The following is a 23141-nucleotide window of genomic DNA, read 5'->3' on the forward strand; positions in this document are numbered from 1 at the left end:
CATTACGGCCGAAAGATTGGCAAAAATTACCATCGGCCCGAATTTATGTCAACAAGGCTGACATAAATTCGGCAGACAGGAACGACGAGCAGGATATGACGCAGCATCCGGAGCGAAACGAGGACCCGATAAAATCGGCGTTGACGGGCGAAGACGGCATCGACTTCGCCATCATCGAGCTGTTCTTTTTCGCCTATCGCGACTTCACCTCGGACCCGGACCAGATCCTTGGCGAATACGCTTTCGGCCGTGCCCACCATCGCGTCCTGCACTTCGTCAACCGCAGGCCGGGCCTTACCGTGGCCGAACTTCTCGACGTGCTCAGGATCACCAAGCAGAGCCTCGCGCGGGTGTTGAAGCAGCTGATCGACACCGGCCACATCGTGCAGGTGCAGGGTCCGCGCGACAGGCGCCAGCGCGAGCTTTATCCAACCGCCAAGGGCCGCGGGCTTGCACTTGCGCTGGCAGCGCCCCAATCCCGCCGCATCGCCGCGGCATTGGCGGAAGCGGCACCTGGCGACCGCGCCGCAATCGAGCGGTTTCTCCTAGGCATGGTCAATCCCGAGCAGCGCGCGCAGATCGACGATCAGACAGCGACCGGGGATGACCGGCGCAGGGAGGCAGGCTAGGATCGCCGGAGGGTGGGGCATTGCACTTGAAGGACTTGCCTATGACGCAGGATTCGCATGTACCGGGCGACGATGCCCCCATCTGCTCGTGGTCGACGACGACACCCGCATCCGCACCCTGCTGAAACAGTTCCTGAGCGAAAACGGCTATCGCATCACCGTGGCCGGCAACGCGGACGAAGCACGGCGCAAATTGGCAGGGCTGGATTTCGACCTGATCGTGCTCGATGTGATGATGCCGGGCGAGAGCGGCGTGCAGCTTACGAAGTCGCTGCGCGAGCAGAAGAACGTGCCGATCCTGATGCTGACCGCGCTGTCGGAGACCGACAGCCGGGTGGCCGGCCTCGAAGCCGGCGCGGACGACTACCTGCCCAAGCCGTTCGACCCGCGCGAGCTGCTGCTGCGGCTCAACAACATCCTGCGTCGCGGCGGCCCGCAGCAGACGCCGAAGGTGGAGCAGATCGTCTTCGGGCCCTACACGTTCCAGATCGCACGGCGCGAACTGAAGCGCGGCGGCGAAATTCTGAAGCTGACAGATCGTGAACAGGAGATACTGGTCATCTTCGCGGAGCGGGCCGGAGACACGATCCCGAGGCACGAGCTGGTCGGCTCGGACGCGGAGGTCGGCGAGCGCACCATCGACGTGCAGATCAACCGCCTGCGGCGCAAGATCGAGCGCGACCCGTCCAACCCGGTGTGGCTGCAGACGGTGCGCGGTGTTGGATACAGGCTCAGTGTCGAATAGACTGATGCCCCAGATGTGCCCTTGAAACCGGGCGCGGGAAAAGGCTGATGGCGAGTTCCGACACACCGGCGCGCGATAAGTCAGAACGGGCCGGCGGGTATCTGCGTCCGTTTGCCGGCCTGTGGAACGGGTTCGGCCGCGTCTGGCGGGTCGTCGCACGCTATCTGCCGAAGCGGCTTTATGCGCGTTCGCTCATCATCGTGATCGCGCCGATGATCCTGCTGCAATCCGTGATCGCCTTTGCCTTCATGGAGCGGCATTGGCAGACGGTGACCCAGCGCCTTTCGGCTGCGGTGACACGCGACATCGCAGCCGTCATCGACATGATCGAGACCTACCCGCCCGGTGACAACTATGCCGACGTGATCCGCATCGCCCAGGAGCGGCTGCAGCTCAAGATCGACATATTGCCGCCCGATCCCCTGCCCGCCCCCGGCCCCAAGCCGTTCTTCTCGATCCTCGACTACTTCCTGAGCCAGCAGATCAACCAGCAGATCAACCGGCCCTTCTGGATCGATACGGTCGGCGCCTCCAACATCGTGGAAATCCGCGTCCGGCTGGAAGACAAGGTGCTGCGCGTCTTCGCCCGCCGCAGCCAGACCTACGCCTCGAACACGCACATCTTCCTGTTGTGGATGGTCGGCAGCTCGCTGGTGCTCATCGGCATCGCCGTCGCTTTCCTGCGCAATCAGATCAGGCCGATCCTGCGCCTTGCAGAAGCCGCGGAAAGCTTCGGCAAGGGACGGCCGACGCCGAGCGACTTCCGGCCGCGCGGTGCGGAAGAGGTCCGGCGCGCCGGTGCTGCGTTCATACAGATGCGCGAGCGCATCGAGCGACAGATCGAGCAACGCACCGCGATGCTCACAGGCGTCAGCCACGACCTGCGCACCATCCTCACCCGCTTCAAGCTGCAGCTTGCTCTGGGCGGCTCGAAGATGGACCGCGAAGCGCTCGACCAGGATATCGACGACATGCAGTCGATGCTGGAGGGCTATCTCGCCTTCGCTCGCGGCGAGGCAGGCGAGGATACCGGCCAGTTCGACATTGCCGCATTCATGGAGAAGCTGTCGGAAGAAGCGAAGCTGCGCAAGCGCACGCTGACGACGTACCTGACCGGCAATCCGGACGTCTATGTGCGGCCCAATGCCTTCTCGCGCCTGCTGTCGAACGTCGTGGGGAATGCGTTCCGTTACGCAAAGACCGTGAGCATCAAGGCGACCCACGCGCGCGGGTCGCTGCTAGTCATCGTCGACGATGACGGCCCCGGCATACCGGCGGAAAAACGCGAGGAGGTCTTCAAGCCCTTCTACCGGCTGGACGACGCCCGCAACCAGGATTCCGGCGGCACGGGCCTCGGCCTGTCCATCGCGCGTGACATCGCCCGCAGCCATGGCGGCGACATCACGCTCGATGAAAGTCCGCTCGGCGGCCTGCGTGCCGTTATCCGTATCCCGGCCTGAGGCCGATCAGGCCGGGCGCTCGCCGATCTTCACCGTCAGAGGCTCGAGCCCATCGATGGTGCCGACCAGTTCGTCGCCCGGCTGCACGGGTCCGACGCCATGCGGCGTGCCGGTGAGGATAATGTCGCCGGCCTTGAGCTCGAACAGCGTCGACAGGTTCGCGATGATCTCCGGCACGCGCCAGATCAGCAGCTCGATGTCGGATTCCTGCTTGGTCTCGCCATTGACGGTCAGCTTGATCGCCCCCTTGGAGATGTGGCCGACCTTTTCAACCGGCGACAGCGGGCCGCACGGGCAGGACTGGTCGAACGACTTGGCAATCTCCCACGGCTTGCCGTTGCCCTGGATGTCGCGGCGGGTCATGTCGAGACCCGTGCCGTAGCCCCAGATGTGGTTCAGCGCATCGCTCTCGGCGATGTTGTAGCCGCCCGACTTGAGCGCGATGACCATTTCCATCTCATGATGGAAATTCTCGGTGATCGTCGGATAGGCGATCGTGGAACCGCTCTCCACCACTGAATCCGTCGGCTTCTGGAAGAAGATCGGGGGATCACGATCCTCGTCGCCGCCCATCTCGCGAACGTGCGCGACGTAGTTTCGACCGACGCAGTAGATGCGTCGTACCGGGAAGCGCTCCTTGCTGCCCGCTACAGCCAGGCTGGCCTGTTCGGGCGCGTCGATCACATATCCGTTGCTGGCCATCGTCTCCTCCTTGGTGAAGCCATGTCGGCTGGCATAATGCACATTAAGAAAGGCCGCGCATCAAAAAATAGGTTTTTGACAGTCGCAGTAAGAAATGTAGATTATGTGAGCCGCAGGGTCGGGAGGATCCTGCAAGGCGAACAGGGAGGAATGACCATGAAAACGGGTTCGGATCTTTGCCGCGCCGCGACGGCGGCGCTCGCGCTTTCCATCGCATCTCTGACGGGCGTCACGGGCGCCGCCTATGCGCAGGACAAGAACATAACCATCGTCGTGCCGAATCCCTCGGCCATCAACAATTTCCCGCTGCACGTCGCGATCGGCGAAGGCTATTTCGAGGAAGCAGGCATCAAGGTCACCGTCGAGGCGGTCAACGGCTCGGCATCCGTGCTGCAATCCATGGCGGCAGGCCAGGCGCAGATCGGCAATCCCGGCCCCGGCCCGCTTCTCGGTGCCCGGGCGCGCGGCGAGGATGTCGTCTTCATCTACAATCAGTTCCCGAAATCGATCTTCGGGCTCGTCGTGCGTGATGAATCCGAGGTCCAGAGCCCAGCTGACCTCAAGGGCACGGTCGTCGGCGTCGGCACGGCCGACGGCGCGGAAGTCGGCTTCAGCCGCGCGATCCTGACCGATGTCGGGCTTTCCGAAGGCACCGACTATGAATTCCTGGCAATCGGCGACGGCGGTACTGCGGCGGCGGCGTTCCTCAATGACGAGGTCTCATCCTACGCCGCCGCGGTCAGCGACGCTGCCATCATTGAATCGCGTGGCATTCCGCTCCGCGAAATCACGCCGGAAGCCTACCTTTCCTATTTCGGCAATGGCTGGGCGGTGACCCGCAGCTATCTGGATGAAAATCCGGACGTCATCGAGGCCTTCGGTAAGGCGCTCGTGAAGGGCACCAAGTTCGGCATGGACCCCGCCAACAAGGACAAGGTGCTGGAGCACACCACGGCCGGCAACCCGCAGGAAGGCGAGGACCGGGAATTCGCCGAAGCGCTGCTGGCAGCCATCCAGGACCGCATCACGCCGCTCGACATGTCCAACGGCTATGGCTACCAGCCGCCGGAGCATTGGCAGATGTGGCACGACAGCTCGGTTGAATCCGGCGCCCTGTCGGCACCGCTCGACGACCTCGAAGCCGCCTACACCAACCAGTTCGTGGAAGCGTGGAACGCGGAATGACCGTCCTTCCACGGACAGATGCCATGACGGCCGGCTCGCAGAGCCGGCCGGTCTACGAGCTCTCCGGCGTTGCCAAGAGCTATGCGCGAGGCAATCTCCGCGCGCTCGACCGTGTCGACCTGACGTTGCGCGAAGGCAGCTTCTCCTCGGTGATTGGCCCGTCGGGCTGCGGCAAGTCCACGCTGCTGAAGATCATGGCGGGGTTGATCCCGCCATCGGAGGGCGGCGTTTATCTGGAGGGCACCCCGTCACAGGCACGCGCGAGGACATCGGCATGATGTTCCAGCAGGCGACGCTTTTTCCGTGGCGCACGGTGCTGGAGAATATCGTCCTGCCGATTGAGATCCGCGACGGCAAGGCGGCAGCCCGCGCCAAGCATCGCGATGCGCTTGCCTTGCTTGAACTGGTCGGGCTTAAAGGCTTCGAAGGTCGCTGGCCGCATGAGCTGTCGGGCGGCATGGCCCAGCGCGCCGCCATCTGCAGGATGCTGGTGACGGAACCGGCGGTGCTGCTGCTCGACGAGCCCTTCAGTGCGCTCGACGAGCTCTCGCGCGACTTCATGAACATGGAGCTGCAGCGCATCTGCATGGAGCGCAACGCCACCGCCTTCCTCATTACCCATTCGATTCCCGAGGCCGTGATCCTGTCGGACACGGTCTACGTCATGTCGCCGCGCCCGGGGACGTTTGTGGAGACGGTCGAGATCGACCTGCCCCGCCCGCGCACGCTGGACATGATGACCGACGCCAAATTCGGCGACTACGTACGCCGCATCCGTGCGCGACTCGACAAGGGAGCTTTCCTGTGACCATCGCGACCGACCCGCAGGCTCGGCGTCCCGACACGGTCTGGACCGAGCATGTAACCTTTATCGACCGCATACCGCGCTCCATCGCGATGGCCGGCATCATGATTGCCTTTCTCGCAGTGTGGCAGCTTGTCCACATTTCCGGGCTGGTTTCGCCGATCATCCTGCCGGGGCCGTGGGAGACCGGCGAGGACATCGTCTTCGTCGCGAAGAACCTCGCCAGCGGCGGCTACATGCTGGGCGCGCTCTGGATCACGGTCAAGGAAGTCATCTACGGCTTCGCCATCGCGCTTGCGATCGGCTTCACGTTGGGAGTGCTGGTCGGCGAATTCACCTTCGGCGAGCGTGCCGTGCTGCCCTATCTCGTGGCCATCGACACCATGCCGAAAGTGGCTTTCGCGCCGATCTTCCTCGCCTGGCTCGGCTTCGGCATCTCCTCCAAGGTCGCGCTTGCGGCCTTCATCGCCACCTTCCCGATCGTGGTCGGCACGGCAGCCGGCCTTCACGCGGCTGACGAGAACGCGCGCGCCCTCTTTCGCACCATGGGCGCCAGTCGCTGGCAGACCCTCTTTAAGATGAAGCTGCCGCTCGGCATGCCGCAGATGTTCACCGGCCTGAAGATTGCCGCAGTCGGTGTCATGGCTGGTGCGATCACCGGCGAGTTCCTTGGCGGCGGCAAGGGTTTCGGCGAGCTGATCCGCGTTGCCGCCTCGCAGCTCAACACGCCGCGTGTCTTCTCTCTCATCATCTTCCTGAGCCTGCTCGGCCTCGCTCTCTTCTGGACGGTGGTCTGGCTGGAGCGCCGTCTCGTATTCTGGCAAAGGTCCGGTGCTGGAAAATTCGGCTGACGCGTGGCACGGGAGCACGAAAACTGCGGAACGCTGCATGGCATTGAATGAAACAGAGATTGATGCCGCCGGGCGCGGGGAAAAGACGACGGCGGCGACGGCCGTCTACCGTCAGCTTCGCCAGGACATTCTCAAGGGCAATTTCAAGCCCGGCCAGAAGCTGCAGATCGACCAGGTGGCAACGCGCTACGGCAGCGGCACCAATCCGGTGCGCGAGGCGCTCAACCGCCTGTCGTCGGAACATCTCGTCGATCGGCACGACCAGCGCGGCTTCTTCGTGCCGCCGCTGTCGATGGAGCGCCTGCGCGAACTGGTGAAGACACGCTGCTGGCTGGAATCGATCGCGCTGGAGGAGTCCATCACCAACCGTACTCCCGGCTGGGAGGACGGTATCGTCCTGACTTTCCACCACCTGTCACGCACGCCGATCCGCACGCCGGAGGAAGGCGGTGACAACTCCGAATGGGAGGTCAGGCACCGGGCGTTCCATAACGCGCTGATTTCAGGCTGCGGATCGACATGGTTGATCGGCTTCTGCAACGAGATGATGGATCACGCAGAGCGCTACCGCTACATCTCCATGAGCACCTATCCGCGCCGCGATTCCGTCGTCGAGCACCGGCTGATCATGGAGGCTGCGCTCGATGGCGACGTGGAGCTGGCGAAGACGCGGCTGACCGATCAGTACCGGCTCACCCTGCGCCATCTCGAGGAACAGGTTGCCGCCGCCGGCGGCTGACCGCCCTGTCAGGCCGGCAGATTGGCGATCACGAAATCCGCCCGCTCGGCGACCGAGGCTTTCGGAACCTCCACCAACTCGTAGCCCGCGGCCACGTAGCCTTCGACAAGCGCATCATATTCGCGGCATGCATCCTCGAACGATTTCGAGCGCTCCGCCTCGTCGACATAGATCTCCCGCCAGGGCGGGGTGACAAACACAGAAGGCGCGTAGCGATAGGTTTCGACCGCACGCCGCAGGTGTGCCGGAACGTCCAGCCCCTTCATTTCGAGAAACGATGTCAGGTCGACAAGCGAGCGGTCGAAGAAGATGGCGCGTTCGCCGGGGGCTGTGGTGTTGAACAGGTGCATTGTGCGCGACGCGGCAAGGGCGACGAACTGCGTTGCATCGGTCCATGGCAGCGCACCACCGCCCAGATGCATCTGCTCGCGTACGATCTGCCGGCCGGCCTCGGAGCACACTGTGTAGCCTCGATAAGCCAGCGCGCCAAGCAGCGTCGACTTGCCGCCGCCGGAACATCCCGTGAGCACCACTGCCTGACGGCTGGCGACCAGCGCCGGATTGCCGGGCAGATAGGCATCTTCGTCAAGCATAAGGGTTGAGGCTTTCGCCTAGAAAAGCTTGCCGCCGTTCGGTACCGGCTTGTCGATTGCGGCGAGCACAACCTCGCCGTCCTCGTCCGGGAAACCGACCGTCAGCACTTCCGACATGAACTTGCCGATCTGGCGCGGCGGGAAGTTCACCACCGCCATCACCTGCCGCCCGACCAGCGTTTCCGGCGTGTAGTGTTTGGTGATCTGCGCCGAGGTCTTCTTCTCGCCGATCTCCGGCCCGAAATCGATCCATAGCTTGATCGCCGGCTTGCGCGCTTCCGGGTACGGCTCGGCCGCCACGATGGTGCCGGCGCGGATGTCGACCTGGTCGAAATCGTCATAAGTGATCTCGGGCCTCGGCCCGGCATCCTTGCTCATGGCGATGCCCCTCAGCAGGAGCCCTGCGTCTCGAACAGCACGTTCGAGAGCGCGTCGCGGGCGCTCGATCCCGACCAGATGACGAACTGGAATGCCTGGAAATAGCATTCGCAGGCTTCGAGCGCCGACGACAGCAGCACCTCGACCTGCTGGCTGGTGGGCTCTGCGCCGCCGGCCAGCAGCAGCGCCTGGCGGAACATGATCGCGCCCTCCTGCTCCCACAGGTCGAAATGGCCGAACAGCATCTGCTCGTTGATCAGCGACAGCAGGCGCATCACCTCGAGCGCGCGGTTCTCGGGCACCTTGATGTCGAAGGCGCAGGCCAGATGCAGCGCCTCGAAATCCTCCATCCAGGAGAAGGAAACATGATAATCGGTCCATGTACCGGCGACCGATATGGCGATCTCGTCGTCGCCGGTTCGCTCGAACGACCAGTCGTTCATGTTCGCGACGTGCTCGATGACATCCACCGGGTGGAGGTCGCGCGCTACGTCAAGTTCAAGCAGGTCCATCAAAAGTCTCTTCCCGTCGGTCATGAGGCGGCATTCACGCACACCTGATTACGGAGCACGCGGCACGAGAAATCGGCTACTGAGGAAGGAAGGGAGGCAAGCAACGCATACAAGGCTCTGCCGGTCCCCACCGCCCGGCACATGCGGGCCGCCAAATCGCGTCCCGAATCATGCAACAAATTCAGTCTATTGATGCAGAGTCGCCTGAACACCCCTTTTTTAGCGGAGTGGCATTCTGCGATGTGGATAGAGATTCAGGGGCTGATTCAAAGCCGGAGTCTAAGCGACTCTCGCCAAAGCGTTTTTCGCAGTGGCCGAATGTGGAAAACTTGACGCGGATTTTACGAAGTTTTTTTGGCCCGCGGCTTCGCGGCAGGCTTTTCGGCCGCCTTGGACGCGCCTGCGCCGACCTTGGCTTCAAGCTCCGCCAGGCGCGCCGCCAGCTTTTCGTTTTCAGCGCGCGCTTTCAGCGCCATCTCGCGCACGGCCTCGAACTCTTCCCGCTGGACGATTTCCATCGAGTTGAGGATGCGTTCGGCCTGTCCACGGAACGCCGTCTCGACCTCCTTGCGCACGCCCTGGGCAGCGCCGGCAGCGTCGGTCATCAGCTTGGCGAACTCGTCGAGAATGCGGTTGGGTCCGGTCGACATGGTTAGGGGCCTCGCTGTTTCTTCACATGAGGAAGTAGTGGGCGACGCGGGCGAATGCAAGGCACATGGCGTCGCGCCCGCGCCTTGACCTCGCCATGGCCTCGGCTCATATGGTCGCCAACGCAACCGGCAACCGGGGTGCCAGACTTGACCGAACTTCTCCTGCCGCTGGCCGCCCTGCCATTTCCCGAAATCGACCCCGTCATCGTCCAGATCGGCCCGCTGGCCATACACTGGTATGGGCTGGGCTATGTGGTCGGCATCCTGTTCGCGTGGTGGTATGCGCGCCGGCTGGTCGCCAATGACAAGCTCTGGGCCGGCGGCAAGTCGCCGCTGACCGCCGAAGACATCGACGATTTCCTGATCTGGGCGGCTGCCGGCGTCGTGCTCGGCGGCCGCATCGGCTACATCCTGTTCTACGATCTCGCCCGCTACATCGAGCGGCCAGGCGACATACTGGCCGTCTGGCAGGGCGGCATGTCGTTCCATGGCGGGCTGGCGGGCGTCACCGTTGCCATGATCGCCTTCGCCTTCCGGCGTGGTTTCAGCCCATGGAGCCTGTTCGATACGATTGCTGCTGGCGTGCCGATCGGCTTCGGTCTGGTGCGCGTCACCAACTTCATCAATTCAGAGCTTTGGGGTCGCCCGTCCGACGTTCCCTGGGCGATGGTGTTCCCCAATGGCGGGCCGGAGCCGCGCCACCCCAGCCAGCTTTACGAGGCGCTGCTTGAAGGCTTTGTGCTGTTCATCGTGCTGCGCCTGCTGACCCACTCGGCGCTGAAGCTCAAGCAACCGGGTTTCGTCGCGGGCGCGATGGTGGCCTGCTACGGCGCCGCGCGCATCTTCGTGGAATTCTTCCGCGAACCCGACGCGCATATCGGCTACCTCGTCGGCGGATGGCTGACCATGGGCATGGTGCTGTCGGTGCCGCTCCTCGTCATCGGTATATGGGCGATGCTGCGGGCAAAACGGGCCGCCGCCGCCGCCAATGACGGCCCTGAGGCAAAAGCTGATCCGGCTGATTGAAGCCAGCGGCCCGATTTCCGTTTCCGAATACATGGCGGCCTGCCTGTTCGACCCGCAGGACGGCTATTACACGTCGCGCGAACCGTTCGGCGCCGGCGGCGATTTCATCACCGCGCCGGAGATCAGCCAGATGTTCGGCGAGCTGCTCGCGGTCTGGGCTTGGTCGGCCTGGTCGGCCAACGGTAAGCCGGTGCCCTCCATCCTAGCCGAGATCGGACCGGGCCGCGGCACGCTGATGGCGGACATGCTGCGCACGCTCGGCCACCTCGACCCGTCGTTCGTGACACTCACACGAGTAGCGATGATCGAGGCGAGCCCGCGCCTGACGGAAATCCAGCGCGGCAAGCTCGAAGCCGGACGTGCTCGGCCGACATGGTACCGGGACATATCCGCCCTGCCCGACCTGCCGCTCGTCATCGTCGGCAACGAGCTGTTCGACGCCTTGCCCGTGCGCCAATTCGTCAAGACGCCGCGCGGCTGGCGCGAGCGCATGGTCGCGCTCGCCAACGACGGTCAGCTCTCGTTCGCAGCCGGCATGAACGGGCTCGACGAGGCCCTGTTGCCTGCAGATGCAGCCGACGCGCCGGATGGCGCGATCGTCGAGCTGGCGCCGGCGCGCGAAGCCCTGATGGATACAATCGCGGCGCGGATAGCAAAGCGAGGCGGCGCCGGCATCTTCATCGACTACGGCCATTTGCAACCAGGCACCGGCGACACGCTGCAGGCAATGCGCGCGCATCAGTTCGATGACGTGCTCGCCAACCCGGGCGAAGCCGACCTGACCTCGCATGTGGACTTTGCGGCACTTGCAGCCGTTGCGCGGGCCCGTGGTCTGGAAGCGCGGCTGATGACCCAGGGCGATTTCCTGGTCGGCATGGGGTTGCTGGAACGCGCCGGCGCGCTGGGAGCAAACTGCGACGCCGCGACGCGGGAGCGCCTGGAAGGCGCGGTGCACCGGCTTGCAGGCCCTGATGCAATGGGCACGCTGTTCAAGGTTCTGATGATTATGCCGGAGGGCACAGCGCTGCCGCCGGACATCGCGACGGATTGACTTTTCCCCCTCGCCTGCCCCACGATCCGCGCTCAAACGGTCACCGTGAGAACGACAGGCAATGTTGCGGAACGGTGGCACGAAGGGACAAAGGCGGCGCATGCTGGAAACTGTTCGACCGGACCCGATCCGGTCTCCGGTGCTTGAGAGATTCGCGCAAAGCGGCGTCAGGCACGGGTTCTTCACCCGTGCCGGCGGTGTCTCGGATGGCATCTACAAGGGCCTGAACGCCGGTGTCGGCTCGCAGGATTCGACCGAAAGCGTCATCGAGAATCGCCGCCGCGTTGCGGCATGGATGGGCGTCGGAGCCGACCGGCTGCTGACCCTTTATCAGGTTCATTCGCCCGATGCGCTCGTCGTACGCGAGCCTTTCGGCTTACCGCGACCCAAAGCCGACGCCATGGTCACCGATAGGCCCGGCATTGCGCTCGGCGTACTGGCTGCCGATTGCGGTCCGGTGCTCTACGCCGATAGCGAGGCCGGCGTGATCGGCGCCGCCCATGCCGGCTGGAAGGGCGCGCTGACGGGCGTGCTGGAATCCACGATCGAGGCTATGGAAGGGCTGGGCGCGAAGCGGAGCGCATCGCCGCCGTGCTTGGCCCATCGATCGGCCCGGAAAACTACGAGGTCGGCCCGGAATTCGTTCAGCGTTTCGTCGAGGCTGATCCGGCGAACCAAGATTACTTCACACCCTCAAAGCAGGCCGGCCACGCGATGTTCGATCTCAACCGCTACACGGTCGAGCGCCTGCTGCGGGCCGGCGTGGCGGCGAGCGCGATCGGCCGTTGCACCTATGCCGACGAGGCCAGTTTCTTCTCCTACCGGCGCGCAACGCACCGCAAGGAGCCCGACTATGGACGCCAGATTTCGGCGATCGTTCTGGAGGACCGCTGATGGCGCTGCATTTCGAAAAGACCGAGTTCGACGCGCGACGTGATCGTCTCATCATCGAGATGGCCGACCGCAAGCTGGATGCCATGCTGCTCTTCGCACAGGAGAGCATGTACTGGCTGACGGGTTACGACACGTTCGGCTTCTGCTTCTTCCAGTGCCTTGTAGTAAAGGCAGACGGCTCGATGGTGCTGATGACGCGCTCGGCCGACCTGCGTCAGGCACGCCACACCTCCATCCTCGACAACATCGTGGTGTGGACGGACCGTGACGGGGCCAATCCGGCCGCCGAACTGCGCAACCTGCTCAACGACATGGATCTGCTGGGATGCCGCATCGGCGTTGAATATGACACGCACGGTCTGACGGCGAAGAACGGCCGGCTGCTGGACGAGCAGCTCAAGACGTTCGCAACCGCCGAGGACGCATCCGACATCATGCAGCGGCTGCGCCTGCTCAAGAGCGCGGCCGAGATCGCCAAGGCGCAGAAGGCCGCGGCACTCGCCGACGATGCGCTCGATGCGGCGCTGCCTCTCATCAAGCAGGGCGGCGACGAGGGCGCGATCCTTGCCGCAATGCAGGGCGCCGTCTTCGCGGGCGGCGGCGATTACCCCGCCAACGAGTTCATCATCGGCTCCGGCGCCGATGCGCTGCTCTGCCGCTACAAGGCGGGCCGCCGCAAGCTCAACAAGAACGACCAGCTCACGCTCGAATGGGCCGGCGTCTTCCACCATTATCACGCACCGATGATGCGCACGATCCTGACCGGCAAGGCATCCAAGCGGCATCAGGAGCTGTTCGAGGCCGCGCGGGAAGCGCTGCTTGCCGTGGAAAAGGCCATGGTGCCGGGCAAGACCTTCGGCGACGTGTTCGATGCCCATGCCCGGGTGATGGAAGCGCACGGCCTGACCCGGCATCGGCTCAACGCGTGCGGCTATTCGGTTGGCGCGCGGTTCACGCCGTCCTGGATGGACATGCCGATGTTCTACGGAGGCAATCCCGAGCCGATCGCGCCCGACATGACCCTGTTCGCCCACATGATCATCATGGATTCAGACAGCGAAACCGCGATGACGCTCGGCCGGACATATCTGACGACCGATGGGGACCCAAAACCGCTGTCCCGCCATGATCTCGACTTGATCGTCCAGTGATTCCATTATGAGGGACGAAAACCGGTGCGCCCGCATCCCGGCGCACAGGAGGACTATCGGCATGTCACGCCCGGCCCTTTACGCAATGTTGTTCGGCACCGCGCTGGTGCTTTCCGCCTGCACCAGCACGCAGGACGTGCTCGAACCGTCGGCACTCGTCAGCGCCGACACGCCGACCTTGCCGCCGCAGGTGGATTCGCCGTCGGCGGAACCGGCAGCCCCCGCTCCCGCCGCTCAGCCCGCGGCCGGCCAGCAAACCAACGTGGCGGCGATCACCACCGACGCCCGCGTGCAGTTCGCGCCGGTTGTGGGTGCAGCCAGCGAGGCATCGACGCCTTTGGCAGCACGGCTCACCGCACGCGCGACCCAGCGCGGCATCACGCTGGTGCAGTCCGGCGACAGCTCGGCCACGCTGGTGATGAAGGGCTACTTCTCGACGATCGCCGACGACGGACGCACGACGGTCATCTATGTGTGGGATGTGGTCGACCCCGCGGGCACGCGCATTCACCGTATTCAGGGGCAGGCAACGTCGGCCGCGCGCGGTGAAGGCTGGTCGTCGGTGGACCCGGCAACGATGGAATCGATAGCCGACCGCACCGTCGACGAGTTGGCCAACTGGCTCGTCGCGCGGCCCGGCTGATGCGGCAAAAGCCATTTGCCGAGCGAGATAGAGGGGAAATCGTCCCCTTCGCGCTTGCAATACCGGCTCACACCGGTAAAAGCCCGCTCATATCCTTCGCCGGGGAAATTTCATGAAGCTTTTTGCGGGCAACTCCAACCGGGTGCTGGCCGAAGCCGTCGCCCGCTACCTCAATATCTCGCTGGGCAAGGCCAGCGTCAGGCGCTTCGCCGACCAAGAGATATTCGTCGAGATCCAGGAGAACGTGCGCGGCGAGGATGTTTTCGTTCTCCAGTCGACGTCGTACCCGGCCAACGACCACCTGATGGAACTGCTGATCATGATCGACGCTTTCCGTCGGTCCTCGGCGCGCCGCATCACGGCGGTCATTCCCTATTTCGGCTATGCCCGGCAGGACCGCCGCGCCTCGGGCCGCACGCCGATCTCGGCCAAGCTGGTCGCCAACCTGATCACCCAGGCCGGCGCCGACCGTGTCCTCACGCTCGATCTTCACGCAGGCCAGATCCAGGGCTTCTTCGACATCCCGACCGACAACCTCTTTGCGGTGCCGGTGCTCGCCCGCGACGTGAAGCGCAACTACGAACTGCCGAACGTGATGGTGGTATCGCCCGACGTCGGCGGCGTCGTGCGCGCCCGCGCGCTCGCCAAGCGGCTCGATGCGCTTCTGGCCATCGTCGACAAGCGCCGCGAGAAGCCGGGCGATCGGAAGTAATGAACATCATCGGCGACGTGCGCGGCAAGGACTGTCTGCTGATCGACGACATCGTCGATTCCGGCGGCACGCTCTGCAATGCCGCCGATGCGCTTCTGGCAAACGGCGCCACCAGCGTCACGGCCTATATCACCCACGGCGTTCTGTCGGGCGGCGCGGTCGCGCGCATCGCCTCCTCGCAACTCAAGGAACTGGTGACCACTGATTCCATCCAGCCGACATCAGGGGTCGAGGCCGCGCACAACATACGCGTCGTCTCGATCGCCGACCTGATCGGCGAGGCGATCTCGCGGACAGCCACCGAGGAATCGGTTTCGAGCCTCTTCGACTAGGCTCAGGCGAGCAGCCAGACCATCCCGGCCAGCGCCGACGCGGCCAGCACCGGGATCATCCCGATTTTCAGGCGCAAGAGTGCGATGGCCGCAGCCAGCCCGATGACGGCCGCTGCCGGATCGAAGCTGGCGGGGTCGGGCACGGCGACGCTGAACGGGCCGAAGCCACGCTCTTCCACGGTCGCGAAAAGCACATGAATCGCGAACCACAGGGCCAGATTGGCGATCACGCCCACAACGGCAGCCGTCACCCCCGCAAGCGCGGCGGCCAGCCAGCGCACGTTGCGCACCGTCTCGACATAGGGCGCGCCGGCGAAAATCCACAGGAAGCACGGCGCGAAGGTGAACCACAGCGCCACCAGCGCACCCAGCACCCCGCCGGTGACCGGCTCTAGTGCCGCAAGGCGCGCGCCGCCGAGATAACCGACGAACAGCAAAACGAGGATCAGCGGCCCGGGCGTCGTCTCGGCCAGCCCCAGCCCGGTCAGCATCTCGTCTGGCCGAAGCCATCCGTAGACCTCGACCGCCTGCTGGGCGACGTAGGCCAGAACGGCATATGCGCCGCCAAAGGTCACCGTCGCCATGACGGAGAAGAAGCGCGCTTCCTGCGAAAAGACATGCTCCATGCCAAGCGCAGCCTGCACCAGGAAGAGCGGCAGCAGCCAGATTGCCAGCCAGACGGCACTGGTGCGAATAAAACGCGACCACGATGGGCTTGCCCATTCCGGCATGGCCTGTCCGGTATCGGCTAAATCCGCCGTGTCGCTGTCCGAACGCCCGGAGAGCAGATGCGCAGCAGCACCCACGAGTGCGGCGCCGAGCACGATCAGCGGGAATGGCACCTGCAGGAACGCGATGGCGACGAACGCAACAACGGCGAGCACCCCCAGCCATCGGCTCTTCAGCGCGCGGCTGGACACCTTTATCAGCGCTTCCAGCACTACGGCCAGCACGGCCGCCTTCAGGCCGAAGAGCAGGCCCTGGACCAGCGTCACCTCTCCAGCCAGCAGGTAGATCGTCGACAGCGCGATGAGCACGGCGGCACCCGGCAGCACGAAAAGCAGACCAGCCATGAGCCCGCCGCGCACGCCCTGCACGAGCCAGCCGGCATAGGTGGCAAGCTGCATCGCCTCCGGCCCTGGCAGGAGCATGCAGTAGTTCAGCGCGTGCAGGAAACGCGGCTCGTCCAGCCAGCGCTTTTCCTCGACGAGCACGCGGTGCATTAGCGCGATCTGGCCGGCCGGGCCGCCGAACGACAGCAGGCCGATCTTGGCGAATACGGCGAAGAGCTCTCCGATGCCGGGTTCCGAAACGGGTCTCACCCGGTCTTTCTGATCCATCGTATCCAAGGCTCCGGTGACAACGCCCTGCGTCCTTCGAGGCTCGCTGCGCTCGCACCTCAGGATGAGGAGCGCTGTGCCGCGTTCTGGTAAGCTCGTGGGCTCGGCGTCCATCAAGCCCCCTGTGAGCTGGTTCGATCAGCGCACCTCCCTCATCCTGAGGTGCGAGCGCAGCGAGCCTCGAAGGAAGCACTACTGTTTTATGCTACTGCCTATCCGCGTATCTGCGACAGCTTGATAACGTTGCCGTCATGTTCAAGGAAAATTTGCCGCTCGATACCGATCGCCTCCAGAAATGCTTCATCGTGGCTGACCACCAGCAGCGCGCCGCCGAAGGTGTTGAGGCCGTCTTCCACCTCGGCGACGGAATCGAGGTCAAGGTGGTTGGTCGGCTCGTCGAGGATCAGGAGTTCCGGCGGTGTCTGGCCGGCGGCCACGCACGCCAGCCCCGCCCGCAACCTCTCGCCGCCCGATAGCGTACCGACGACCTGCAAGGCGGCATCGGCGCGAAATGCGTAGCGCGCCAGCGCCGAACGACACTCGAACTCGCTGGCGCCCGGGTTGATGCGCCGGTAGTTTTCGAGGATCGACATACGCGGTTCCAGCAGGCTGACATGCTGGTCGAAGAAGGCAAGGCTCGCCTCGACGCGGAGTTCGCCTCTGAGTGGCGGAATGATGCTCGCCAGCGTTTTCAGCAGGGTGGATTTTCCGGAACCGTTCGGCCCGACGATTGCGATCCGTTCCGGCCCGGTGACGTTCAGCGTGATCGTGGCCAGCGGCCGACCATCGAACCCGACCGCAAGGTCGCGGGCGTCGACGAGCAGTTTGCCCGCCGGCACGTCGCGGGAAGCGACGCCCGCCGTGAACGGCGTCACCCGCTCGAGCGCTTCACGGCTGCGGCTCAGCCGTTCGTTTGCCTCCGCTTCCAGCCGTCCGGCAATCCCGCTGTTGCGCGCGGCGGTCGCCTCCGCGCGCTGCTGGCGTGCATCGAGCAGAATTTTCGGGTCGGAACTCGTCGCCCGCGCCTTGCGCCCCGCAGAATCCCGTTTCGCCTGGCGTTCACGTGCGGCCTGGGCGGCGCGGGCCACCTGCCGTGAGTTGCGGTCGGCGGCTTCGGCCTCCCGTTCCGCCAGCGCCTTCTCGACATCGCGCTGTTCGCGATAGGCATCGTAGCCGCCGCCATAGCTGCGCGCGCCGTGCGACGAAAGCTCCACGATCCTGTCCATCCGGTTGAGCAGCGCCCTGTCATGGCTGACGACGATCGCGCCGCCCTTCCAGCTTTCAAGGAAGCCGTGCAACATCTTCCGCCCGTCGCGGTCGAGGTTGTTCGTGGGCTCATCCAGCAGGATCATGTCGGGCCGGTCGAAGGAGAGTGCCGCCAGCGCCGCGCGTGTTCTCTGGCCACCACTGAGGCTCACGAGCTGCCGCCCGGGCGCGATGCCTGCAAGCCCGACATCGGCGAGCGCCTTGTCGAGGCGCGGCTCCAATGTCCAGTCTGCCTCGGCGATCTCCTCGACACTGGCGCGACCGGCTTCGATTTTGTCCAGCAATGCCAGTTGGTCGACGACGCCAAACAGGCTCGCCACCGTTTCGTCGTCACCGACATCGGCCATCTGCCGCAGCAGCGCAACGCGCCCGCTCCCCCGTACGGCGCCCGAAGTCGGCGCCACCTCACCGGCAAGAATCGCGATCAGCGAAGACTTGCCGACCCCGTTGCGCCCGACAAGGCCGGTGCGTTCGGGCCCAAAGGCGAGACTGAGGTTTTCGAAAAGCGGCCGGCCGTCAGGAAGCCGGAAGGAAAGGTCGTGAAGGGAAAGAACAGGCATGCGACACCGGAATAATGGATGCGAAACGGGCGGGGATGGCGCGCTTTGCATCGTTCATCGGTGTCACTCCTTCAAAATCGGTCGCTGCCGATATAGGGCCTTTCGGCGCTGGTTTGAACCCCTGCCCTGTCAGGCTGCGACAATCCCGTGCTGTATACGGAACGCATCGCGGATCGCATCCGCCATGCCGTTGACGGCCGCGCCGCGCGCCGTCGGGCGCTGGTAGAGCACGACGTTGGACGCATCGATCCCGCCGAAGCCGTCCTCCGTCGTCAACTCACGGCAGCCGGACGGAATGTTGCTGCGCGACAGGGGCGCGATCGCAAGGCCTGATGCCACGGCAAGCTTGAGCCCGCTGCTCATGTCGCTGCGATACGCGACGCGATAGTCCAGCCCTAGATTTTCCAGCGACCGGATGGCGAACTCGGTACACCAGCCGGAATTCTCGTAGAGCGCTATCGGCACCGGGGACTGTTCGTGGACATGATGGGTCTCGGAGGTCGCCCACACCGTCGGATCCACCATGAGCACCTCGCGCCGGGGCGAATCCTGCCATTCGAAGACGACCGCAAGGTCGAGGTCGCCCCGCTCCAGCGCCGCCATCTGTGCCGACGAGCTGGCATAGCGCACCATGATCTCGACATTGGAATGCATGTTGTTGAACGTCGCCAGCGCGCGCGGCAGCACGGTCGTCCCGTATTCCTCGGGAATGCCGATGCTTACCCGCCCTTCGAGGGCAGGCGCCGTCAGCGAAGCCGCCGTCTCGTCGAGCAGCGAGACGATACGCCTGGCGTTGACCAGCAATTCCTCGCCGCGCCGGGTGAGCGCGACGCCGCGCGGCCCACGCTCGAACAGCGGATCGCCGACCATGTCCTCCAGCCGCTTGATCTGGAGACTGACCGCCGACTGGGTACGTCCCACCACGCCGGCGGCCTTGGTGAAGTTCTCCATGTCGGCCACCGCGACGAAAGTCCGCAGCAGGTCGCTATCGAGGTGCATGGTCACGACGAGGCATTCCCTTTTCTCATGCCAGCCATGATGGATATTCGTTTGTCAAATGTCAAAGCGACACCTACTTCGTGGGCAAGCAAATGAAGGAGTTGTCGTCATGGCTATGGCGATCGGCCTGTCCGGCCTGGAGGACACGCGGAGAAGCAACAGAGAAGAGCGCACGGCCAGCGAAGGCCGCATCGGCGCCGCTTTGCGTGCCGTGCTGGACAAACGTAACGATCGCCTGCTGCGCGACGCGGGGCTGACCCGCGAGGACGTGCTCGGCGCCGAAGGCATGTTCTGGCACGAGCGGTCCCGCGACAGCACTCTGTGGTCGCTTTAGACGCCGCGCGAACCGTCGCGCCGCGCAACGAACCTCGCTCGCCCGCCGACGGAAATGTCGGCGGGTTCTTTTGCGTGATCGGCGGACTTCAGCCGTCCGGCTGTCCGCGCATGTAGCGGCGAGGCGACGCACCGAGCATGCGCCGGAACATGGTGGTGAAAGCCGGTACGCTGTCATAGCCAAGATCTAGCGCGACGGTGGTCACCGGCACGCCGTCGGCCAGGCGCGGCAGCGCCGCAAACAGCGTCGCCTGCCGCCGCCAGACGGACAGGCTCAATCCCGTCTCGCGCAGGAAGGCGCGCGTGAAGCTACGCCTGCTCATTCCGCATGCCGCAGCCCAATCATCGATGGTTGCATGTGGTGACGGCGTGGTGACGAACCGCCGGCAGAGCGCAGCCAGCCGAGGGTCGGCGGGAAACGGCAAGGCAAACGGGCGCTCCTCGAGATTGGGAATTTCCAGCAGGATGAGGTTCATGATCGCCGCCGCACGCCCTGCGGTGCCCTCGGCGGTCCCGATCTGCACGGCTTCCACGATCAGGCTGCGCATCAGGTCGGTCATGGCCAGCACGCGCAGCGTATCGGGAAGGTCGGGTGCTGCACCCTGCAGCACATAGGCCGAGCGCATCCGCACCAGACCCAGCATGTCGACGGCATGCTCGACGCCTGCCGGAATCCACATCGCATGATCCGCCGGCACCATCCATCGCCCTTGCCCGGTCGAGATCATCACGACGCCGGAAAGCGCATGGAGGAGTTGCGCGCGGCCGTGCCGGTGCGGCGTCACGCGGTGCCCGTCCGGAAAGTCGGAGGCCGACGCCACGACAGCACCCGACGCCGTCTCGATCCAGTCGAGACGGCCCTGCAGATCGTCGGACATTGCTGCCACGTGATCATCGCTGGTTTGTTTCACAACCTCCACCCCCAAGCATGGCCCACCTGCGAAAGAAGTCGACCAAACCACGAAGGACGGCCGCCTGCAACAGCGCTATGGAGCAGACGAACCATCATCAGGGTGAACATCTTGTCCGACATCGCAGCAGGCGCGTCCCGGCCGGCGGCCGAAAACACCGTCTTTCCCGTCATTCTGGCGGTGAGCCTGTGCCACCTGCTCAACGACGTCCTGCAATCGTTGCTGGCCGCCATCTACCCAATGCTGAAGACGGATTACGCACTCGACTTCTGGCAGATCGGCCTGCTCACGCTCACCTTCCAGGTGACCGCCTCGCTGCTGCAGCCCGCAATCGGCCTCTACACCGACCGCAGGCCGATGCCGCAATCACTGCCCGTCGGCATGGCTTCGAGCATGTGCGGCCTGCTGCTGCTGGCTTTCGCATCGAACTATCCGCTGCTGCTCGCCGGCGCGGCGATGATCGGCATCGGCTCGGCTATCTTCCATCCGGAGGCCTCGCGCGTAGCCCGGCTCGCATCCGGCGGCCGCTACGGGCTGGCACAGTCGCTGTTCCAGGTCGGCGGCAATTTTGGCACGGCCATCGGGCCGCTGCTCGCCGCCTTCATCGTCGTTCCACGAGGGCAGACGAGCGTTGCCTGGTTCTCGCTGATCGCCCTTCTGGGCATGTTGATCCTGCGCCAGGTCGGAAACTGGTACGGACGCTACCAAGCCGCGAATGCCGGACGCAGCCCCTTGAGCACGGCGCTGCCGCTGCCGCGCAAGCGTATCCTGATCGCGCTCGTCGTTCTCGCGCTACTGGTCTTCACCAAGAACATCTACACGGCCAGCGTGACGAGCTACTACACCTTCTTCCTGATCGAGAAGTTCGACGTGACCGTGCAGCAGTCGCAGATGATGCTGTTCCTGTTCCTGGGCGCAATGGCGCTGGGCACCGTAATGGGCGGCCCCATCGGCGACCGGTTCGGCTCCAAGACGGTGATCTGGTTCTCGATCCTCGGCGTGTTGCCGTTCACGCTCGCACTGCCCTATGCCGACCTTTTCTGGAGCGGTGTACTTTCCTTCGCGATCGGCGTCATCATGGCGTCGGCGTTCCCTGCCATCGTCGTCTTCGCACAGGAGCTCGTGCCGGGCCGTGTGGGTATGATCGCCGGCATCTTCTTCGGCTTCGCCTTCGGCATGGGCGGCATCGCGGCCGCCGTACTCGGCGTGCTGGCCGACACAAACGGCATCGAATGGGTCTATCAGATCTGCTCGTACCTGCCGTTCCTCGGCCTGCTGACGATTTTCCTGCCCGGAACGCGGGAATTGCGCGTCGGGAGCCCCAGCGGCTGACGGGATGGTTCGTTAAGGTTCAAGGTCGACCGCAGCCCGAAAACTGCCATCCATGTGGAATGGCACTGACGTGTGTTCGTGGACGATCTTCCATTCTCCATCGGTTCGGGCGAGACACACGGTCAGCCGCTGCCACCATTCGGCACTCTCGCCCTCCCCCGTGATGGCAGCCATCTTCTGCAGGCCATAGCAGACAGCAAGATCGCCGCTGACGACGACCTTCAGGTCACGCTCTTCGATCTCCACAGGCCCCTCCCACTTGTCGAGCCACGCCGCCATGCCCGGAACATCGAACCCGTGAGCCAGCGGCGGCGCCAAGTCGAAAAGGACTGCTTCAGTCGCAAACTGCGCGCCAATGGAAGCGGCATCCTTTCGGCGGTGGCCTTCACGAACTGCGTCGAGCACTGCCGCGATGCTTGCCTTGTCTTTGTCGAATGTCATGGTCGCCTCCATCGATTGCATTATTTTCCTTCCAAGGACGCAGACGCCTTGTCGACCCCGACACCGGAGGCCACTTTTTCGGATCGACCGGAAATGTTGCGTCGGGCCCCCTCTTCCGCTATAGGACCGCCACCCGCGTAGACACCCTTGGAGGCAACGCGGATGGGAGCGGCTGCAGAGCCGCTTTCGACGTTTGAGGGCTCAGGCCCGCGAACGCTCCAGCTACGAAACGAAAGGAAATGCCATGAGCCAGTCTTACGAGCTCAAGGCCGAGGCGCGCGAACGGGTCGGTAAGGGGTCCGCCCGGGAACTTCGTCGCAACGGTATGGTGCCAGCAGTCATTTACGGCGACAAGCAGACCCCGCTGTCTATCGCCCTGAACTACAAGGACGTCTACTACAAGATTCATGGCGGCGGTTTCATGACCACCATCGCCACGATCAACGTCGACGGCAAGAAGATCCAGGTCCTGCCCAAGGACTACCAGCTCGATCCGGTGCGCGATTTTCCGATGCACGTGGACTTCCTGCGGGTCAGCAAGAACACGGTCGTCACCGTCAACATCCCGGTTCACTTCATCAATGAAGAGAAGTCCGTCGGTATCAAGCGCGGCGGCGTGCTGAACGTCGTGCGTCACGATATCGAGGCGCATGTCCCGGCCAACGAGATCCCCGACTTCATCGAGGTCGATCTGGCAGGCACCGACCTGGGCGACTCGATCCACATCTCCTCGGTCACCCTGCCGAAGGACGTGAAGCCGACGATCACCGACCGCGATTTCACGATCGCCACCATCGCTGCGCCGGCTGGCCTCAAGTCCGAGGCCGACGAAGAGGCGGCTGAGGTCGAGGACGAAAACGAAGAAGAGGGCGACGAGGAATAGTCGCCGCGCCGGGAGTAC

General features: G+C 64.3%; 23 protein-coding genes and 3 pseudogenes. 16 read left to right on the forward strand and 10 right to left on the reverse strand.

Annotated elements, in window-relative coordinates; translation table 11 throughout:
• Positions 1-95 precede the first annotated feature (95 nt).
• From HK436_RS20310 to HK436_RS20320, 3 genes are read left to right on the forward strand one after another with little or no spacing between them, the layout of a single operon-like run.
• Positions 96-629 (forward strand): MarR family winged helix-turn-helix transcriptional regulator, encoded by a 534-nt coding sequence (locus HK436_RS20310; protein WP_173192674.1) that lies wholly within the window; start codon positions 96-98, stop codon positions 627-629.
• Between the two features lie 19 nt (positions 630-648).
• Positions 649-1374: a response regulator gene (locus HK436_RS20315; RefSeq protein ID WP_312860689.1), complete on the forward strand. Its 726-nt coding sequence runs from the start codon at positions 649-651 to the stop codon at positions 1372-1374.
• 47 nt (positions 1375-1421) lie between these two features.
• Positions 1422-2834 carry an ATP-binding protein gene (locus HK436_RS20320; protein ID WP_173192678.1) on the forward strand — a complete coding sequence of 471 codons (1413 nt, stop codon included), beginning with the start codon at positions 1422-1424 and terminating at the stop codon, positions 2832-2834.
• 6 nt (positions 2835-2840) lie between these two features.
• Here the strand turns inward: HK436_RS20320 and HK436_RS20325 are convergent, their stop codons facing one another.
• Positions 2841-3536 carry a fumarylacetoacetate hydrolase family protein gene (locus HK436_RS20325; protein WP_173192680.1) on the reverse strand — a complete coding sequence of 232 codons (696 nt, stop codon included), beginning with the start codon at positions 3534-3536 and terminating at the stop codon, positions 2841-2843.
• Between the two features lie 156 nt (positions 3537-3692).
• On the opposite strand from HK436_RS20325, the gene HK436_RS20330 reads away from it, so the two are divergent.
• From HK436_RS20330 to HK436_RS20345, 4 genes and pseudogenes are all read left to right on the forward strand, one after another.
• Positions 3693-4721, forward strand: coding sequence for an ABC transporter substrate-binding protein (locus HK436_RS20330; RefSeq protein ID WP_173192682.1), 1029 nt, complete (start codon positions 3693-3695; stop codon positions 4719-4721).
• 23 nt (positions 4722-4744) lie between these two features.
• Positions 4745-5529 (forward strand): annotated as a pseudogene (locus tag HK436_RS20335) (ABC transporter ATP-binding protein).
• Positions 5526-6377, forward strand: coding sequence for an ABC transporter permease (locus HK436_RS20340; RefSeq protein ID WP_312860647.1), 852 nt, complete (start codon positions 5526-5528; stop codon positions 6375-6377). Before HK436_RS20335 ends, HK436_RS20340 begins: the two are co-directional and overlap by 4 nt.
• Positions 6378-6414: 37 nt before the next feature.
• A complete protein-coding gene (locus tag HK436_RS20345) occupies positions 6415-7116 on the forward strand; it encodes a GntR family transcriptional regulator (RefSeq protein WP_173192684.1) in 702 nt (233 codons plus the stop codon).
• Between the two features lie 8 nt (positions 7117-7124).
• Here the strand turns inward: HK436_RS20345 and HK436_RS20350 are convergent, their stop codons facing one another.
• From HK436_RS20350 to HK436_RS20365, 4 genes are all read right to left on the reverse strand, one after another.
• Positions 7125-7709: an AAA family ATPase gene (locus HK436_RS20350; RefSeq protein ID WP_173192685.1), complete on the reverse strand. Its 585-nt coding sequence runs from the start codon at positions 7707-7709 to the stop codon at positions 7125-7127.
• 18 nt (positions 7710-7727) lie between these two features.
• A complete protein-coding gene (locus HK436_RS20355; RefSeq protein WP_173192687.1) occupies positions 7728-8087 on the reverse strand; it encodes a tRNA-binding protein in 360 nt (119 codons plus the stop codon).
• An 11-nt stretch (positions 8088-8098) separates the two neighbouring features.
• The gene (locus tag HK436_RS20360; protein WP_173192689.1) at positions 8099-8599 is read right to left on the reverse strand and encodes a type III secretion system chaperone family protein; all 501 of its coding nucleotides are present in this window, start codon (positions 8597-8599) and stop codon (positions 8099-8101) included.
• A gap of 341 nt (positions 8600-8940) precedes the next feature.
• Positions 8941-9249, reverse strand: a complete 309-nt coding sequence (locus tag HK436_RS20365) for an accessory factor UbiK family protein (RefSeq protein WP_173192691.1) — start codon at positions 9247-9249, stop codon at positions 8941-8943.
• A gap of 147 nt (positions 9250-9396) precedes the next feature.
• Here HK436_RS20365 and lgt point away from each other — a divergent pair, with 147 nt between their 5' ends.
• The 6 genes and pseudogenes from lgt (at position 9397) to HK436_RS20395 (ending at position 15058) form a co-directional block, all read left to right on the forward strand.
• A complete protein-coding gene (gene lgt / locus HK436_RS20370) occupies positions 9397-10275 on the forward strand; it encodes a prolipoprotein diacylglyceryl transferase (protein WP_244649070.1) in 879 nt (292 codons plus the stop codon).
• Positions 10238-11326 (forward strand): class I SAM-dependent methyltransferase, encoded by a 1089-nt coding sequence (locus HK436_RS20375; RefSeq protein ID WP_173192694.1) that lies wholly within the window; start codon positions 10238-10240, stop codon positions 11324-11326. Before lgt ends, HK436_RS20375 begins: the two co-directional genes overlap by 38 nt.
• 100 nt (positions 11327-11426) lie before the next feature.
• A pseudogene (gene pgeF / locus HK436_RS20380) lies at positions 11427-12220 on the forward strand (peptidoglycan editing factor PgeF).
• Complete coding sequence (locus tag HK436_RS20385; RefSeq protein WP_173192696.1) at positions 12220-13371, forward strand: M24 family metallopeptidase; 1152 nt, start codon at positions 12220-12222, stop codon at positions 13369-13371. Before pgeF ends, HK436_RS20385 begins: the two are co-directional and overlap by 1 nt.
• A gap of 61 nt (positions 13372-13432) precedes the next feature.
• Positions 13433-14014, forward strand: coding sequence for a hypothetical protein (locus tag HK436_RS20390; RefSeq protein ID WP_173192698.1), 582 nt, complete (start codon positions 13433-13435; stop codon positions 14012-14014).
• A gap of 112 nt (positions 14015-14126) precedes the next feature.
• Positions 14127-15058 (forward strand): annotated as a pseudogene (locus HK436_RS20395) (ribose-phosphate pyrophosphokinase).
• A 2-nt stretch (positions 15059-15060) separates the two neighbouring features.
• Here HK436_RS20395 and chrA read toward each other — a convergent pair.
• The 3 genes from chrA to HK436_RS20410 all read right to left on the reverse strand — a co-directional run bounded on the left by chrA (position 15061) and on the right by HK436_RS20410 (position 19223).
• Entirely contained in the window at positions 15061-16398 is a 1338-nt protein-coding gene (chrA, locus tag HK436_RS20400; protein ID WP_173192700.1) for a chromate efflux transporter, read from the reverse strand.
• A gap of 212 nt (positions 16399-16610) precedes the next feature.
• On the reverse strand, positions 16611-18224 hold the full coding sequence (locus HK436_RS20405; RefSeq protein WP_173192702.1) for an ABC-F family ATP-binding cassette domain-containing protein: 1614 nt from the start codon (positions 18222-18224) through the stop codon (positions 16611-16613).
• Between the two features lie 129 nt (positions 18225-18353).
• Positions 18354-19223 carry a LysR family transcriptional regulator gene (locus HK436_RS20410; protein WP_194248623.1) on the reverse strand — a complete coding sequence of 290 codons (870 nt, stop codon included), beginning with the start codon at positions 19221-19223 and terminating at the stop codon, positions 18354-18356.
• Positions 19224-19332: 109 nt separating this feature from the next.
• Here HK436_RS20410 and HK436_RS20415 point away from each other — a divergent pair, with 109 nt between their 5' ends.
• The gene (locus HK436_RS20415; RefSeq protein WP_173192706.1) at positions 19333-19557 is read left to right on the forward strand and encodes a hypothetical protein; all 225 of its coding nucleotides are present in this window, start codon (positions 19333-19335) and stop codon (positions 19555-19557) included.
• 88 nt (positions 19558-19645) lie between these two features.
• Here the strand turns inward: HK436_RS20415 and HK436_RS20420 are convergent, their stop codons facing one another.
• The gene (locus HK436_RS20420) at positions 19646-20434 is read right to left on the reverse strand and encodes an AraC family transcriptional regulator (RefSeq protein WP_173192707.1); all 789 of its coding nucleotides are present in this window, start codon (positions 20432-20434) and stop codon (positions 19646-19648) included.
• Between the two features lie 144 nt (positions 20435-20578).
• Between HK436_RS20420 and HK436_RS20425 the strand changes: the two genes are divergently transcribed.
• Positions 20579-21799, forward strand: coding sequence for an MFS transporter (locus HK436_RS20425; protein ID WP_173192709.1), 1221 nt, complete (start codon positions 20579-20581; stop codon positions 21797-21799).
• Positions 21800-21811: 12 nt separating this feature from the next.
• Here HK436_RS20425 and HK436_RS20430 read toward each other — a convergent pair whose 3' ends face one another.
• Complete coding sequence (locus HK436_RS20430; protein ID WP_173192711.1) at positions 21812-22240, reverse strand: YybH family protein; 429 nt, start codon at positions 22238-22240, stop codon at positions 21812-21814.
• A gap of 244 nt (positions 22241-22484) precedes the next feature.
• Between HK436_RS20430 and HK436_RS20435 the strand changes: the two genes are divergently transcribed.
• A complete protein-coding gene (locus HK436_RS20435; protein WP_173192713.1) occupies positions 22485-23123 on the forward strand; it encodes a 50S ribosomal protein L25/general stress protein Ctc in 639 nt (212 codons plus the stop codon).
• Positions 23124-23141 lie beyond the last annotated feature (18 nt).

This window comes from Neoaquamicrobium sediminum (assembly GCF_013240295.1).
In the GTDB taxonomy this organism is placed as follows: domain Bacteria; phylum Pseudomonadota; class Alphaproteobacteria; order Rhizobiales; family Rhizobiaceae; genus Aerobium; species Aerobium sediminum.